The sequence below is a fragment of the Aminobacter sp. BA135 genome (assembly GCF_050859125.1).
Lineage (GTDB): Bacteria > Pseudomonadota > Alphaproteobacteria > Rhizobiales > Rhizobiaceae > Aminobacter > Aminobacter ciceronei.
On the sequence record NZ_CP139572.1, the window covers coordinates 2,719,437 to 2,733,142 of the forward strand.

A 13,706-nucleotide genomic window follows, 5' to 3' on the forward strand; every position below is an offset into this window, starting at 1 on the left:
GCCATGTCACACGATCATGACCACGACCACCATCACGACAACGAGCTTGATCCAATGGCCGCCCGCGTGCGGGCGCTGGAGACCATCCTGACCAGGAAGGGCCTGATCGACCCCGAGGCGATAGACGTCATCGTCGATACCTACGAGACCAAGGTCGGCCCGCGCAACGGTGCGCGCGTCGTGGCCAGGGCGTGGTCCGATCCCGAATTCGCCGACTGGCTGAAGCGCGACGCGACTGCCGCTATCGCGTCGCTCGGCTATAGCGGGCGGCAGGGGGAGCATATGCAGGCGGTGTTCAACACTGCCGAGACGCACAACCTCGTCGTTTGTACTTTGTGCTCCTGTTACCCGTGGTCGGTGCTGGGCCTGCCGCCGGTCTGGTACAAGGCGCCGCCCTATCGCAGCCGGGCGGTGATCGACCCGCGTGGTGTGCTTCAGGAATTCGGGCTCACCTTGGCGGCGAACAAGAAGATTCGCGTCTGGGATTCGACCGCCGAGCTGCGCTATCTCGTCGTGCCGCAGCGACCCGCAGATACCGACGGCTGGAGCGAAGACAAGCTCGCTGAGCTGGTGACGCGGGATTCGATGATCGGCACGGCGCTCGCGCGGGAGGCCGCATGAACGGACCGCATGATCTCGGCGGGCAGATGGGTTTCGGGCCTGTCGCGCCGGAAAAGGACGAGCCCTATTTCCACGCCGAATGGGAAAAGCGTGCGCTGGGCGTGACGCTGACGGCGGGCGCCATGGGCGCCTGGAATATCGATGAGAGCCGGCACGCGCGGGAGAGCCTGCACCCGGCCGACTATTATGCGTCGAGCTACTACGAGATCTGGATCAAGGCGCTGGAAACGCTGCTCAAGCGACACAACTTTGTCACTGAGAACGATGTCAAAGCTGGCGATGCGGTCGACCCGGCCGCGACGCCCAAGCGGGTGCTGAGAGCAGAAAATGTGCCGGCGACCCTGGCCAAAGGCGGACCCTGCGATCGGCCGGTGGAGGGGCCGGCGCGGTTTTCGCTTGGTCAGCGCGTGCGGACGAAGAATTTTCACCCGACCGGTCACACCCGCTTGCCGCGTTATGCCCGCGGCAAGGAGGGGGTGATCGACGCGGTGCGCGACGGATTTGTCTTCCCCGACAGCAATGCGCCCGGCCAGGGCGAAAACCCGCAACGGGTCTACACCGTGGTGTTTGCCAGTGGCGAATTGTGGGGCGAGGGCGCGGATTCGACGCTTGAAGTCAGCATCGACGCCTGGGAGAGCTACCTTGAGCCGGCATGAGGCCGGGATTCCGGTAGGAACAGGGGCGCCCGATGCGCCTGTTTTCGCCGAGCCCTGGCAGGCAGAGGCCTTTGCCATGGTGGTGGCGCTGCACGAGCGCGGTCTGTTCGGCTGGGCGGAGTGGGCCGAACTGCTGTCGGCGGAGGTTAAGCGGCCGGAGGCAGCAGCCGATGGAAGCGACTATTACGAGCGCTGGCTGGCGGCGCTTGAGAGGCTGTTGGCGGAAAAGGGGCTTGCCGGCCATGACGAGGTCGATGCTGTCGCCGCCGCATGGGCGCGGGCCGCGCACGCCACGCCGCACGGCCGGCCGATCGTGCTGGAGAACGATCCGGAAAGCGCACATTCGCTGAGTGCAGCTACGCCTTAGAGTGGCCGCCACATGCGGTGCACGACATGTGTTTTCAGGCCGATCTTGAAGTTGGGGATGCTCTGGACCAGCCGAAAGCCTTCGCGTTCCCAGAAGGCGCGGCCGCGGGTGTTTTCGTCGAGCACGGCAATCAGAAGCCGTGTCCCGTCGCGTGCCCGTGCTGTGGCGGTCAGGTGGTCGAGGAAAGTGCGACCGAGGCCCACACCACGGCAGTTCTGATCGATCAGCAGCAGCCCGATATAGGCGTCGTCGGTTTCAGGATAGCCGAAGGCCATGTCGGCTATGGCGACAAGCGCTCCGCCGGGCAAGAACATGCCAACTTTGCAAGACGCCGCGAGATCGCTGCCGGGCGGATGGTCGGTGAAGAAGTCCGCCACCATCGCATCGGTGGGTTCCGTGCCGGATTCCAGCAAGACGAAGTCGGCGGCGCGATCATAGAGGTCGCGCACGGCGGAAGCGTCGGCTGGGATCAGCGGTCGGATTCCAAGGGTCTCTGGATCTGTCTTCAAGGCACGCGCTTTGTTCGATCCTGAGCGGCGTAAAGGCAGCCTTATGGAAACTCAATGGCAGAGCCGGGCAAATTGACAGGCCAGCCGATCAGGCTCGGGACAAGTCATCTCGTGGGCGCGAAGAGCTCATTTGGGGAGCTGTCGTTGATGCGCTTGCCGGCCCGAGCCGAGCGTGACAGCGGCTCAATCGCCGTCGAAGAACTTGCGGATCGCCGCTTCCAGCCTTTCGATGAACGGGTGGTCGTGCCCGCTTCCGGCCCAGATCAGGGCGTTCAGCCTGATGTCCTTGTTGAGGAAGTTCAGTTTGCCTGAATCCAGCAGATACTCCGCGATCGCGAAGTGACGTCCCTTGATGGCCTCGATGAGGGCGTTGTTTCGTCCACTCTTGTCGATGGAGTTGACGTCGGCGCCGCGCTCCACAAGCAGCCTGACGACATCAAGATGGCCGTTCTTCGCGGCTTCGATCAGGGCCGTCCTGCCGTAATATTCCGCCTTCGCGTTGATGTCCGTTTGCGGGTGCCCGACGATGGTGAGAATACAGGCGTAGTGGCCCTTGGCCGAGGCCAGGCTAAGCGGCGTACTTTTCCATCTGTTCCTGCAGTTCGCGTCGACTTCCGGATGTCCGACCAAAGCTTCGACTACCGAGGCATGGGCATTGAGAGCTGAGAGGTGAAGCGCCGTCCAGCCGTCGTCGTCCGATTGATTGACGTCGGCGCCTGCGGCAAGCTCCGCGTTGGCGGCGTCCACGTCGCCACGCTCTGCCGCCACCAGCAGGGCAGGCCAAGCGTTGGCCTCATTGATTTGCAGGCTTCTGGTCACGTCAGTCGCCTTCATGGAGATGCACGCGCCACGATATCACAATTTGCCAGGTTTCTCGCGGTCGGCTGATGAACGAGGGTTCCCTTTCCGAGGAAGACTGCACCTTATTGGGCCAACTTGTCAGCTTATGTGGCGCTTCGGGACGCAAACTCTTGCCCTTGGCCGCCGAATCCTGTCAGTCGAAACGATGGATTTTTCACCTCAGCAAGACGAAGCGCTGCAGGCAGTGGCGCGCTGGCTTAAATCAGGAAGGCCGCAGATATTCCGGTTGTTCGGATATGCCGGCACCGGCAAGACGACGCTTGCGCGCTATTTCGCCGAGCATGTCGACGGCCAGGTGCAGTTCGCCGCCTTCACCGGCAAGGCAGCGCAGGTGCTGCGCTCGAAGGGCGCCACCAATGCGCGCACCATCCATTCGCTGATCTACCGGCCGAAGGGCGAGGAGGCGATTGCCGACGAGGCGACGGGCAAGACCTCGATGTCGCCGACATTCTCGCTCAACCGGCAGAGCCCGATCGCCAAGGCCAAACTCGTCGTCATCGACGAATGCTCGATGGTCGACGAGCAACTCGGACGTGACCTTCTGACCTTCGGCACACCGGTCCTCGTCCTGGGCGACCCGGCGCAGCTGCCGCCGATTTCGGGCGGCGGCTTCTTCACCGAGCACGAGCCGGATTTCCTGCTGACCGAAATCCACCGCCAGGCGCGCGACAACCCGATCCTGAGGCTGGCGCTCGACGTGCGCGAGGGGCGCGAGTTCATGCGCGGCGACTATGGCACGGCGCAGGTGATCGGCAAGGAGGACGTCACCCAGGATCTGGTGCTCGATGCCGATCAGGTGCTTGTCGGCACCAATCGGACGCGGCGGCGCTACAATCAGCGGCTGCGCGAGCTCAAGGGTTTTACGGCAGGATACCCACAGGCGGGTGACAAACTTGTCTGCCTGCGCAACGACCCGGCCAAGGGTCTGCTCAACGGCTCGCTGTGGAAGGTGATGACCTCGTCGCGCGAGACGGTGAAGCCCGGCATCAACCTGCTGGTCGCACCCGAAGAAGACGATCCCGACCGTGGCGTCGCCAAGATCAAGCTGTTGAAACAGACTTTTGAGAGCCCCGACGAGGAGATCCCGTGGGGCACAAAGAAGCGCTACGACGATTTCGACTACGGTTACGCGCTGACGGTGCATAAGGCGCAAGGCTCGCAGTGGAACAATGTCGTGCTGTTCGACGAGAGTTGGGCATTCAAGGACACGCGCCAGCGCTGGCTCTACACGGCGATCACGCGTGCGGCCGAACGGCTGACCATCGTCCGCTAGTGCAATGAGCGTCCGCTAGAATTTGCCGCAGTTGGCTTTACCTGAGCCGAGCGGCCTTGCTTGCCGTCAGGCGACGATCTCGAACAGCACTGCCGTGGCGTCGTCCGAGACCTTGAAGCGCGGGAATTGCTGGCCGTCGGGGTCTTCGACCCGTTCGATATGCCGAAGCTCCTGCAGGAGCGCGGCAAGGCCTGTGCCCGCAGCGGCGCGGACCAGGTCGGCGACGCCATAGCGGCCATACTGGTCGGCAAGGGCGGCGAAGCCGTCGGAGCACAGCAAGCCCCTGGCCGGCAGGGCAACGTCGAGCTGCTCGGAGGCGAGATGATCGGCGGCGGCGGGCTCGATGCCGAGGGTCCAGACCGATCCGCCGGGCTGGTTGTAAGCGGCGCGGCGGCGGCGCAACTCGTCGCGCACAACGGGCTCGTCGGCGAGCGCCTGATGCGTCGCGAATCCACCAGACTGTGCAATCGCCCGCCGGGCGCCGTCGCGCTCATTGGCGTAGGCGGCCTTGATGGCAGAGGTTTCGACGACCTTGCCATCGGCGTCGACCAGGAGCAGGCGGCAATCGCCCAGACCGTGCGTGACCAGCCGGTCGCCTTCGACATGAACCATCTGGAAGCTCGCGATCGGCAGATTCCAGGCCTCGATCGGCAAGGCGTGGGCCGCCTCGTGCACGACATTGGCGGCGCGCTGGTTGAGCTCGCGCACGACCTCGGTGACCTGGCGGCCATTACGGACGAGTTCCTCGAAGGTGCTCTGGGCAAAACGCGCGAGCCAGGCGGCATCCGAACCGTGCAGGCCGACGATGCTGGTGCCGCCGAGGCCGGTGGCACCGTCGATGACAAAGGCGCAGCTGGCATTGCCGCCGGCGCTGTCCTCGTTCGGACGCGAGGCAGAGCCCGGGTCGGTGATCGAATCGATAATGCGGATGTTTGGCATGATGATCGCTGTGTGGCGCGCGCCGATGACCTGAGTGTGACCGCGGCAAGGTGTGAAGCTTGCAGTTTGCACAGTCCGTGGCAGATTGTCAGGTCAGGCAACCGAACCTTTGTTGGTCCATGACAGTCTTTCAACAGGTCGTCAGTCTCGGTCCCAATTGCCGCTCAAAGTTCCATATCCGGAAGATTTTCGGCGAGCGAATCTCGAGGCGGGGCGTGTTCGACTGGCAAGTGACGCCTTTTCCCGCCATTGCCGAGTACATCAGGCGTGACTTCAACGGCTTGTTCGAGCGGGACGATCTCCATGTCGTAGACGGCGTCGTCTTCAACAAGCGCTTCGGCACCAGCCACATGCACGAGTTTCCCAAAGACATTGCCGAGAATACGCTCGACGCGCTCTATGCCAAGGCACGCGAAGGCCATGACATCTGGTGCGCGGTCAGCAGGATGGCGCTGAACAACGATCTCTCGACATTGTTCGTACTGGCCCGTCCGGTGTCGGCGGGCGATATGGCCGAGATTTCCGGTCTGATCGAAAATGCGCGTCCCGGGCGACGTTTCCTGCTTCTTGCAGCGCCTGAGGGTGACCATGACGACCACTGGAGCGGCGACCACGAGGTCTGGAAGGCGCATCTGTCGCCGTTTCAGATCAGGTGGCCGCTGTCGGCCGTCATGGCCGAGCAGATGCGCCGCCTGCGCAAGAATGTCCGCTATCTGAAACCGCGTCTCAGGAAGGCCTAGCCAGCGTCGGCTGGCCTGGCGCCGAGCCATTTCCAGGCTTCGGCCTCGTCGGCCTCGGCGAAGTGTCTTGTTTCGACCGAGGTGAGCGGCGCAAACAGGCCGACGACTGGGCCCATCCAGGCCGGGCCACCGACGAGCGCGTAGCGCCTGATGTGTTGCAGTGCCTTCCACTTGCCCTTGAAGGTCAAGGGATCGAACAAGGCCGACCAGTCGAAGCCGTCATAGCCTGTCGCGCGCAACAGGACGTCGATCTTGTCATGGCCTTCATAGGCGGCATCGAGCAGGCCATAGGCGTTTTCGATGTCGGCCTGGGTGAAATGGCCGACGATCTCGAAGGCAAAGACTTCCGCATTGTCGGTGTCGATGCGCCGGAAGGGCGGTGGAGCATCCATGGATTTCATCGGCATCTCCTCGTTGGTCAGGCGGGCTACAACGCTGCACGTCCGATAGGGCGCGCAAAGGATGCGGTGGCCGCCTCGCGCTGTGCCTGGTCCTTTCCGACAATCGAACCCGATTGTCAGGTCATGCATTCCGCATCGTCACTGGAACACATAAAAGCGCTCTCTGTTCCCGACCAAGCCGTGATAGGTGGCGTGGGTATCGCTTTTGCTGAGAGTTGCCGATGCCTGCCAAGCTGTCCGTGAACGTCAATGCCATCGCTATGCTGCGCAACCGCCGCGATCTGCCGTGGCCGAGCGTCACCGGCCTGGGGCGCATCGCACTCGCCGCCGGCGCACACGGACTGACCGTGCATCCGCGCCCCGACCAACGCCATATCCGCTTTTCCGACGTGCCTGAAATCCGGGCGCTGATCGACGACGAGTTTCCCAAGGCCGAATTCAACATCGAGGGCTATCCGACGGAAGATTTCCTCGAACTGGTCGAGAAGCACCAGCCGGAGCAGGTGACGCTGGTGCCGGACGATCCGTCGCAGGCAACCTCCGACCATGGCTGGGATTTCGTTGGACAGGCCGGCCTGCTCAAGCCTGTGGTGGCGCGGCTCAAGAAGGGCGGCTTCCGCGTTTCGCTGTTTTCGGATGCCGATCCGGCCGGAATGTCTGCCGCCTGCGACACCGGTGCCGACCGGATCGAGCTGTTCACTGGTCCCTATGGCGCTTGCTTCGATGACAAGGCAAAAGCTGCCAAGGAATTGGAAAAGCTGGCAAAAACCGCAGAGGCTGCACTTGTTGCGGGCCTCGCCGTCAATGCCGGGCACGACCTTGTCGTCGACAACCTGCCGCTGTTGATGAAACATGTTCCTGGGCTCGCCGAGGTGTCGATCGGCCATGGGCTGACCGCCGACGCCTTGGAGCATGGCATGGCCGGCACAGTCAGGCGCTATCTCAAGGCTTGCGGGTGGTAATATCCAGGCGAGCCATGCGTCGCCTGCATGAGCTCAATATTAGCTGTCGCAAAACAGCTGTTGCTTTTGCAACACAGCAAGCGTAGAGCCCCGCGGCTTCACGGAGAGTCGTTCATGACCGATGCCGGCGCTGACAAGGCGGCAAATAGCGGGCAGGCGGTCCAGACGGACGGCCATTCCCACGACATCAGACTGCTCGTCATCGGCGCGCTGGGTGTCGTCTTCGGCGACATCGGCACCAGTCCGATCTACGCCTTCCGCGAGGCGCTGGTGGCGTCGGCTGGTGGCCAGGTGGCATCGCGCGAGGACATCCTCGGCGTGCTGTCGCTGATCATCTGGGCGCTGACGATCATCGTCACCGTCAAATATGTCATGTTCGTGCTTCGGGCGCACAACCGGGGCGAGGGCGGCACGCTGTCGCTGATGGCGCTGGCGCGGCGCAGCCTGCCCAAGCGCTCCGGCATCATCCTGGCGCTCGGCATGGTCGGTGCTTCGCTGTTTTACGGCGACGCGGTGATCACCCCGGCGATCTCGGTGCTGTCGGCGGTCGAGGGCATGAATGTCGTGACACCGGCGTTCCAGCCTTACGTGGTGCCCCTGACGCTGGTGATCCTGGCGATCCTGTTCGCCGTCCAGCGCTTTGGTACCGGCGGCGTGGCGATCGTCTTCGGTCCGATCACGCTCGTCTGGTTCATCGCCATCGGCTATTCGGGGGTCGTCCATATCCTCGACGACCCGGAAATCCTCTGGGCGGTCAATCCGATCTACATCGTCAAGTTCCTCACCAACCAGCCGGAAGTGTCGTTCGTCACCATTGGCGCCATCTTCCTGGCGGTGACGGGTGCCGAGGCGCTTTATGCCGACCTCGGACATTTCGGCCGCAGGCCGATCGTGCTGGCCTGGCTGTGCATCGTCTTTCCGTGCCTGCTGCTGAACTATGTCGGTCAGGGTGCTTTCGTGCTCAGCCACAACGGTACCGTCGGCCATCCGTTCTTCGAGATGAACGAAGGCTGGATGCTGATCCCGATGGTGGTGCTGGCGACGGCCGCGACCGTCATCGCCAGCCAGGCGGTCATAACAGGCGCCTATTCGCTGACACGCCAGGCGGTCCAGCTCAACATGCTGCCGCGCCTTGAGATCCAGCACACCTCGGAGACGACACTGGGGCAGATCTACATGCCGCGGGTCAATCTGATCCTCGCGCTGGTGGTGATGCTGCTGGTTGTCGGCTTCGGCGAATCGAGCGCCTTGGCCTCGGCCTACGGCATCTCAGTCACCGGCAATATGCTGGTGACGACGCTGCTGCTTTCGGTGGTGATGCTGCGCATCTGGCGCTGGAAGGCGGCTGTGGCGATTGTTGCGACTGCGATATTCGGCCTGATCGACATCGGCTTCTTCGCCTCCAACATCGTCAAGGTGTTCGAGGGCGGCTGGGCCTCGCTGGCGGTGGCCTTCACCATCGTCTTGATCATGTGGACCTGGGTGCGCGGCAGCCGCTATTTGTTCGACAAGACGCGCAAGAACGAGATCCCGCTCAATTTCCTGGCGGAGAATCTGGGCAAGAAGAAACCGCATCTGGTGCAGGGCACGGCCGTGTTCCTGACCAGCGATCCCGACAGCGCGCCGACTGCGCTGATGCACAGTCTCAAGCACTACAAGGTGCTGCACGAGCAGAACGTCATCTTGTCGGTGGTGACGGCCCAACAACCGGTGGTCCCCGACAGCGAGCGGGTCAAGATGGAGCAGGTCAACGAGCTGTTCATGCGGGTGAAGCTGAAATTCGGCTACATGGAGCAGCCGAACATCCCCAAGGCGCTGGCCATCTGCCGCAAGCAGGGCTGGAAGTTCGACATTATGACGACGTCGTTCTTCCTGTCACGGCGCTCGCTGAAGGCGTCGCCGAACTCGGGCATGCCCTTGTGGCAGGACAGGCTGTTCATCGGCCTGGCACGCACGGCGGCGGATGCGACCGAATACTTCCAGATCCCGACCGGCCGCGTGGTCGAGGTTGGCACGCAGGTGTCGATCTGAGACCGGCGCGGGGCAAAAAGTAGCATTGCCAATACATGTTCCGTCCGTGAACCATGCGTCATGGACGGAAGGCAGATGGGCACTCGAAAACTTCACATCGCAATCGCCGGAGCCGGGCCTGCGGGACTGGCCGCGGCACTCTATCTCAAGCGCGATGGGCACCGGGTCACTGTCTATGATCGCTTCGTCGAGCCGAAGCCGCTGGGCTCCGGGCTGATCCTGCAGCCGACCGGACTTTCGGTGCTGGCCGATCTCTGCCTGTTGGGCGAAATCTCACAACTTGGAAGCCGGATCGACCGGTTGCACGGCACCGATGCCGTGAGCGGGCGCACGGTGCTCGACGTGCGTTACGATGCGCGGCCGGGTGGGCGGTTTGGCCTGGCCGTCCACCGTGCGGCGTTGTTCGGCGTGCTGTACCGGGCGGTGTTGGGCGAAGGCATCGACATCGTCACCGCTGCCGAGCTGGAGGCCGTGGTTCCGGGCGAGCAGACACGGCTTGTCGACGCCGCAGGGCGGGAGCTTGGATCGTTCGACCTCGTTGTCGATGCCACCGGCGCAAGATCGAAGATCCGGCGTAGCGCCGGCCACGGGGGCGAGCTGAAACCGCTGGCCTATGGCGCGTTCTGGGCTTCGTTGGACTGGCAGGGCGAAGGCTTCGACGAACACTCGCTGACCCAGCGCTATCGCCGTGCCAGCATCATGATCGGGGTGCTGCCGATCGGCCGTGCCGAACCAGGCGGGCGCAAGATGGCGGCGTTCTTCTGGAGCCTGAAGCCGGCGCATGCCGAGCGTGTGCATGCCCTTGGGCTGGACGCCTGGAAGGCCGAGGTGGCAGGGCTTTGGCCTGAAAGCCAATCCTATCTCGACCAGATTGAGGATTTCGACCAGCTGACACTGGCCCGCTATGGCCATCACACGCTACTGCCACCGGCGGCGCGGGGCCTTGCCGTCATCGGCGACGCCGCGCATTCGACCAGCCCACAACTGGGGCAAGGTGCCAACATGGCCTTGCTGGACGCTGCTGCACTTGCGCACGCCTTGCGGCAGGCAAGCGACACGGAGGCAGCGCTTACAGCCTATGTTCGCGCGCGGCGCCGGCACCTCAGGCTGTTCCAGGCGCTGTCGCTGGCCTTCACGCCATTCTACCAGTCCGACTCGGTGCTGCTGCCATTCCTGCGCGACCGGCTGGTGGCGACGGTCGCCAAGCTGCCGCCGGCGCCGCAACTGCTGGCCTCGATTGTCGCCGGCACGCTGATCGATCCGTTCGCGTCGGCCGGACTCAAGGAAGCGGACTGGACGGAGCGCAGCGAAGAAAGGCAAGTCCGCATCCCTGCTTGAGCCATGCTGCGGTTGTGGCTACCTTGCGTCACATTCAACCGGGGAGCGTGCGATGCGGGGACTTATGGTGCGTGGATTTCGAAAGGCGGCGGCAGGCCTGGCATTGCTCGCCGTCAGCTGCATGCCAGCGCTTGCGGATGCGACGGTGCCCTCCGCCGACATCGAAGGTTCCGCCGACAACGCGCTTGCCAAGCGCTACGAAGGCTCGTTCATCGTCTACCAGCAGAAGCTCGACTACACTGATTTCAGCGTGCCGCTTTCGCCGCTGAAGGCCGATCCCGATCCTGACAAGCGCGACAAGAACAACAACAGGGTGTTCAGGCCGGAGAAGGCTGAAGAGATTGAAGGCACGCTCACCCGGCTGTTCTATGTGCTGCCGGACGGCCGTTCGCCGCTCGAGGTGCTGCGCAACTACCAGGACGTGGTGCAGGCGGCCGGCGGCGAGGTCGTGTTCGAATGCAAGAAGGAGGAATGCGGTGGCGACGCTTCGCGCTCGGCCTCGAGCGGCGGCGGTGACATGAGCCTGATGATGAACTTCTTCTACGACAGCGACCTCGGCGTCGAGGCGTTCTCCAATGCCGCCTGCGTGGCCTCGTCTGGGGTTGCCGACCAGCGCTATTTCAGCGCCAAGGTGCCGCGTGACGGCGGCGACGCCTATGTCACGGTGCAGACCTTCCAGTTGCTCGACGACCTCTACTGCAAGGCGCTGAATGCGCGCACCATCGCCATCGTGCACGTGGTGGAGCCCAAGGCGCGCGACAAGAAGATGGTTGTGGTGGAGGCAGCCAAGATGGCTGATACGCTGTCGACCAGCGGCGGCATTTCGCTCTACGGCATCTTTTTCGACACCGACAAGGCCGACATCAAGCCGGAGTCAGAACCGACGCTGAAGGAGATAGCCAAGCTTCTGGGCGACAACCCGGCGCTGGCGGTGGCCGTTGTCGGGCATACCGACAACCAGGGCAAGTTCGACTACAATATCGACCTGTCCAATCGCCGGGCGGCTGCGGTGAAAGCAGCGCTTGTCTCGCAATTTGGCATCGACGGCGGACGGCTGACTGCAGCGGGTGCCGGCATGATGGCGCCGGTCGCCAGCAACGACAATGACGAAGGCCGGGCCAAGAACCGGCGCGTGGCACTGGTCAAGCTGAACTGATCAGGCATTCTGCAGCATTGCGGCTGACGATGCGGCGGCCGACTGAGGGGGATGAATGGAAGATCTACCGGCGCGCCCGAGGCTGCGCGGCCTGCATCGCGCGTCGGCGCTGTTCATCGGCCTGTTCGTGCTGCTGCACATGGCCAATCATCTTGCCGGCCTGAGCGGGCAGGAGACCCACATCGCCTTCATGGCCGAAGCACGGCAGCTCTATCGACAGCCCTTCGTCGAGGTGGCGCTGGTCTGCCTCATCCTGTGGCAGGTCGGCAGCGGGCTCACCATGCTGGTGCGCGGTTGGGCGAGGCGCAAGGGAACCGTCGCCTGGCTACAGGCGGCGTCGGGTGGCTATCTCGCCTTCTTCCTGGTCAACCATATCGGGGCCGTCATCGCCGGACGAACGGTCTTTGGCCTCGACACCGACTTTCGCTTTGCCGCCGCTGGCTTCTTTGCGCCGCCCTGGCACTGGTTCTTTGCGCCCTACTATTTTCTCGGGGTTCTCTCGCTATTCGTACATGTCGGTTGCGCGGCATACTGGAGCTCCCTGGCCAGCCGTCCCGCGCTGGGGACGGCCTTGCTTGGAGGTGCTGCCGGAGTGGGCGCGCTGTTGGCGGCGCTGATTGTCATGGCGTTGTCCGGCGCCTTGTATCCGGTAGCCATTCCTCCGCACTATCTCGCAACCTACGGACAGTAGGCGGCGGCCCGTCGGATCAGGGGATGATCCGGCGCCGGCGCAACTCGCTGAAGGTGCGCATGAACATCTCCTCGGTGTCGACGAAGTCGTGGAAGCCGAAGCGCCGCGCCTTGGTGCCGTCGGCGAAGAAATCGTAGTCCCAACCAAAAACGAAGTCAGCGAAGCGCCATGACGACACATCGGCATAGGGTGTGTCGGCGAGGCCGTGGCGGGCCTTCATCTTGTCCCACAGCGGCTGCTTGTCGGCCATGATGGTGTCGAGCGACATCGGCAAGGGCGGGGCTGTCTCGATGCCGAAGCTCGAGGCGATCTTCGGCCACATCTCGTTCCAGCGGAACAGGTCGCCATTGGTGATGTTGAACGCCTGGTTGGCGCTGCGTTCGTCTGTCGCGGCCCAGACGGTGGCCCGCGCCAGCAGGCCGGCGTCGGTCACCTCGATGATCTTGTCATAGGCGCCTGCCTTGCCGGGAAAGCGCAGCGGCAGGCCAAGCTCCCTCGACATCGAAGCATAGATGGCAATGGCGATGGCGAGATTCATCGGGTTGCCAAGCGCCTGGCCGATGACCACCGAAGGACGCAGCGCCGACCAGCCCCAGCTCTTGCCCATCTGCCGGTCTTCGAGAAGATCCTGCTGGTCAGCGTTGAACTCCGGCGGCATGTGGTTGGCGTCGGTCTCGCGTGCCGGCGTCTTGAACGGCCCAAGATGCGCACCATAGACCTTGTAACCCTGCATCAGGCTGATGTGGCGCAAGTTCCTGGCGATGGGTTCGACCGTGTCGACGACATTGCGCAGCATGGCGACGTTGGGCTCGACGAGCTCGGCCCAGCTCGGCCGATCCTGATAAGCGGCGTAGAAGATGTGGGTGACGTCGTGGAGGCCGCCGAGCGTTTCCCTGGCGTCCCTGATATCGAGCAGATCGACGGCGATGTGACGGACTGGGCCTTGGCTCGAACCGCCGCGCCGAGACAGTCCGACAATGTCCCAGTTTCCGAGTGCTGCCAGGTGGCTGGCGAGATTGCTGCCGATGACGCCATGGGCGCCGACGATCAGTGCAGTGTTCTGTTTCATCATCCAAGTCTCCGGTGAGAGCCTTGATATGGACGCGGCCAACTGGATGAAGTAGACGTCGCTCTGGCGAAGGATATGTGACGTGAATTCAC

The 13,706-nt window shown here is 63.5% G+C and carries 15 protein-coding genes; 10 read left to right on the top strand and 5 right to left on the bottom strand.

What is annotated here, in order from left to right; genetic code table 11:
- Positions 1 to 3: 3 nt before the first annotated feature.
- The 3 genes from nthA to SLT36_RS13180 are packed head-to-tail and all read left to right on the top strand — an operon-like array spanning position 4 to position 1,644.
- Complete coding sequence (gene nthA, locus SLT36_RS13170; protein WP_067960562.1) at positions 4 to 621, top strand: nitrile hydratase subunit alpha; 618 nt, start codon at positions 4 to 6, stop codon at positions 619 to 621.
- Entirely contained in the window at positions 618 to 1,277 is a 660-nt protein-coding gene (nthB, locus tag SLT36_RS13175) for a nitrile hydratase subunit beta (RefSeq protein WP_432288008.1), read from the top strand. The genes nthA and nthB overlap by 4 nt, the downstream gene beginning before the upstream one ends.
- The gene (locus SLT36_RS13180) at positions 1,264 to 1,644 is read left to right on the top strand and encodes a nitrile hydratase accessory protein (RefSeq protein WP_432288009.1); all 381 of its coding nucleotides are present in this window, start codon (positions 1,264 to 1,266) and stop codon (positions 1,642 to 1,644) included. Before nthB ends, SLT36_RS13180 begins: the two co-directional genes overlap by 14 nt.
- Here SLT36_RS13180 and SLT36_RS13185 read toward each other — a convergent pair.
- A complete protein-coding gene (locus tag SLT36_RS13185; protein ID WP_432288010.1) occupies positions 1,641 to 2,153 on the bottom strand; it encodes a GNAT family N-acetyltransferase in 513 nt (170 codons plus the stop codon). The two genes, SLT36_RS13180 and SLT36_RS13185, sit on opposite strands and share 4 nt — an antisense overlap.
- Positions 2,154 to 2,336: 183 nt before the next feature.
- Complete coding sequence (locus SLT36_RS13190; RefSeq protein ID WP_432288011.1) at positions 2,337 to 2,972, bottom strand: ankyrin repeat domain-containing protein; 636 nt, start codon at positions 2,970 to 2,972, stop codon at positions 2,337 to 2,339.
- 187 nt (positions 2,973 to 3,159) lie between these two features.
- Here SLT36_RS13190 and SLT36_RS13195 point away from each other — a divergent pair, with 187 nt between their 5' ends.
- Entirely contained in the window at positions 3,160 to 4,287 is a 1,128-nt protein-coding gene (locus SLT36_RS13195) for an ATP-dependent DNA helicase (RefSeq protein ID WP_154386649.1), read from the top strand.
- 66 nt (positions 4,288 to 4,353) lie between these two features.
- Here SLT36_RS13195 and SLT36_RS13200 read toward each other — a convergent pair whose 3' ends face one another.
- Positions 4,354 to 5,226, bottom strand: a complete 873-nt coding sequence (locus SLT36_RS13200; protein WP_432288013.1) for a hypothetical protein — start codon at positions 5,224 to 5,226, stop codon at positions 4,354 to 4,356.
- 215 nt (positions 5,227 to 5,441) lie between these two features.
- Here SLT36_RS13200 and SLT36_RS13205 point away from each other — a divergent pair, with 215 nt between their 5' ends.
- Positions 5,442 to 5,966 carry a hypothetical protein gene (locus SLT36_RS13205; protein ID WP_432288014.1) on the top strand — a complete coding sequence of 175 codons (525 nt, stop codon included), beginning with the start codon at positions 5,442 to 5,444 and terminating at the stop codon, positions 5,964 to 5,966.
- Here the strand turns inward: SLT36_RS13205 and SLT36_RS13210 are convergent.
- Entirely contained in the window at positions 5,963 to 6,367 is a 405-nt protein-coding gene (locus SLT36_RS13210) for an STAS/SEC14 domain-containing protein (protein ID WP_432288016.1), read from the bottom strand. The genes SLT36_RS13205 and SLT36_RS13210 overlap by 4 nt on opposite strands.
- A gap of 221 nt (positions 6,368 to 6,588) precedes the next feature.
- On the opposite strand from SLT36_RS13210, the gene SLT36_RS13215 reads away from it, so the two are divergent.
- From SLT36_RS13215 to SLT36_RS13235, 5 genes are all read left to right on the top strand, one after another.
- Positions 6,589 to 7,329, top strand: a complete 741-nt coding sequence (locus tag SLT36_RS13215) for a pyridoxine 5'-phosphate synthase (RefSeq protein ID WP_432288018.1) — start codon at positions 6,589 to 6,591, stop codon at positions 7,327 to 7,329.
- A gap of 114 nt (positions 7,330 to 7,443) precedes the next feature.
- Positions 7,444 to 9,360, top strand: a complete 1,917-nt coding sequence (locus SLT36_RS13220; protein ID WP_432288019.1) for a potassium transporter Kup — start codon at positions 7,444 to 7,446, stop codon at positions 9,358 to 9,360.
- Between the two features lie 75 nt (positions 9,361 to 9,435).
- Positions 9,436 to 10,698: an FAD-dependent oxidoreductase gene (locus tag SLT36_RS13225; protein WP_432288021.1), complete on the top strand. Its 1,263-nt coding sequence runs from the start codon at positions 9,436 to 9,438 to the stop codon at positions 10,696 to 10,698.
- 52 nt (positions 10,699 to 10,750) lie between these two features.
- Positions 10,751 to 11,854: an OmpA family protein gene (locus SLT36_RS13230; protein ID WP_432288022.1), complete on the top strand. Its 1,104-nt coding sequence runs from the start codon at positions 10,751 to 10,753 to the stop codon at positions 11,852 to 11,854.
- Positions 11,855 to 11,909: 55 nt separating this feature from the next.
- Positions 11,910 to 12,545, top strand: a complete 636-nt coding sequence (locus SLT36_RS13235) for a hypothetical protein (protein ID WP_432288023.1) — start codon at positions 11,910 to 11,912, stop codon at positions 12,543 to 12,545.
- A 16-nt stretch (positions 12,546 to 12,561) separates the two neighbouring features.
- Here the strand turns inward: SLT36_RS13235 and SLT36_RS13240 are convergent, their stop codons facing one another.
- Positions 12,562 to 13,617 carry an SDR family oxidoreductase gene (locus SLT36_RS13240; protein WP_432288025.1) on the bottom strand — a complete coding sequence of 352 codons (1,056 nt, stop codon included), beginning with the start codon at positions 13,615 to 13,617 and terminating at the stop codon, positions 12,562 to 12,564.
- Positions 13,618 to 13,706 lie beyond the last annotated feature (89 nt).

Bases quoted from the DNA above. Each gene is read 5' to 3' on its own strand.
- nthA (WP_067960562.1), top strand. From the start codon at position 4: ATGTCACACGATCATGACCACGACCACCATCACGACAACGAGCTTGAT.
- nthB (WP_432288008.1), top strand. From the start codon at position 618: ATGAACGGACCGCATGATCTCGGCGGGCAGATGGGTTTCGGGCCTGTC.
- SLT36_RS13195 (WP_154386649.1), top strand. From the start codon at position 3,160: ATGGATTTTTCACCTCAGCAAGACGAAGCGCTGCAGGCAGTGGCGCGC.
- SLT36_RS13200 (WP_432288013.1), bottom strand. From the start codon at position 5,226: ATGCCAAACATCCGCATTATCGATTCGATCACCGACCCGGGCTCTGCC.
- SLT36_RS13210 (WP_432288016.1), bottom strand. From the start codon at position 6,367: ATGAAATCCATGGATGCTCCACCGCCCTTCCGGCGCATCGACACCGAC.
- SLT36_RS13215 (WP_432288018.1), top strand. From the start codon at position 6,589: ATGCCTGCCAAGCTGTCCGTGAACGTCAATGCCATCGCTATGCTGCGC.
- SLT36_RS13220 (WP_432288019.1), top strand. From the start codon at position 7,444: ATGACCGATGCCGGCGCTGACAAGGCGGCAAATAGCGGGCAGGCGGTC.
- SLT36_RS13225 (WP_432288021.1), top strand. From the start codon at position 9,436: ATGGGCACTCGAAAACTTCACATCGCAATCGCCGGAGCCGGGCCTGCG.
- SLT36_RS13230 (WP_432288022.1), top strand. From the start codon at position 10,751: ATGCGGGGACTTATGGTGCGTGGATTTCGAAAGGCGGCGGCAGGCCTG.
- SLT36_RS13235 (WP_432288023.1), top strand. From the start codon at position 11,910: ATGGAAGATCTACCGGCGCGCCCGAGGCTGCGCGGCCTGCATCGCGCG.
- SLT36_RS13240 (WP_432288025.1), bottom strand. From the start codon at position 13,617: ATGATGAAACAGAACACTGCACTGATCGTCGGCGCCCATGGCGTCATC.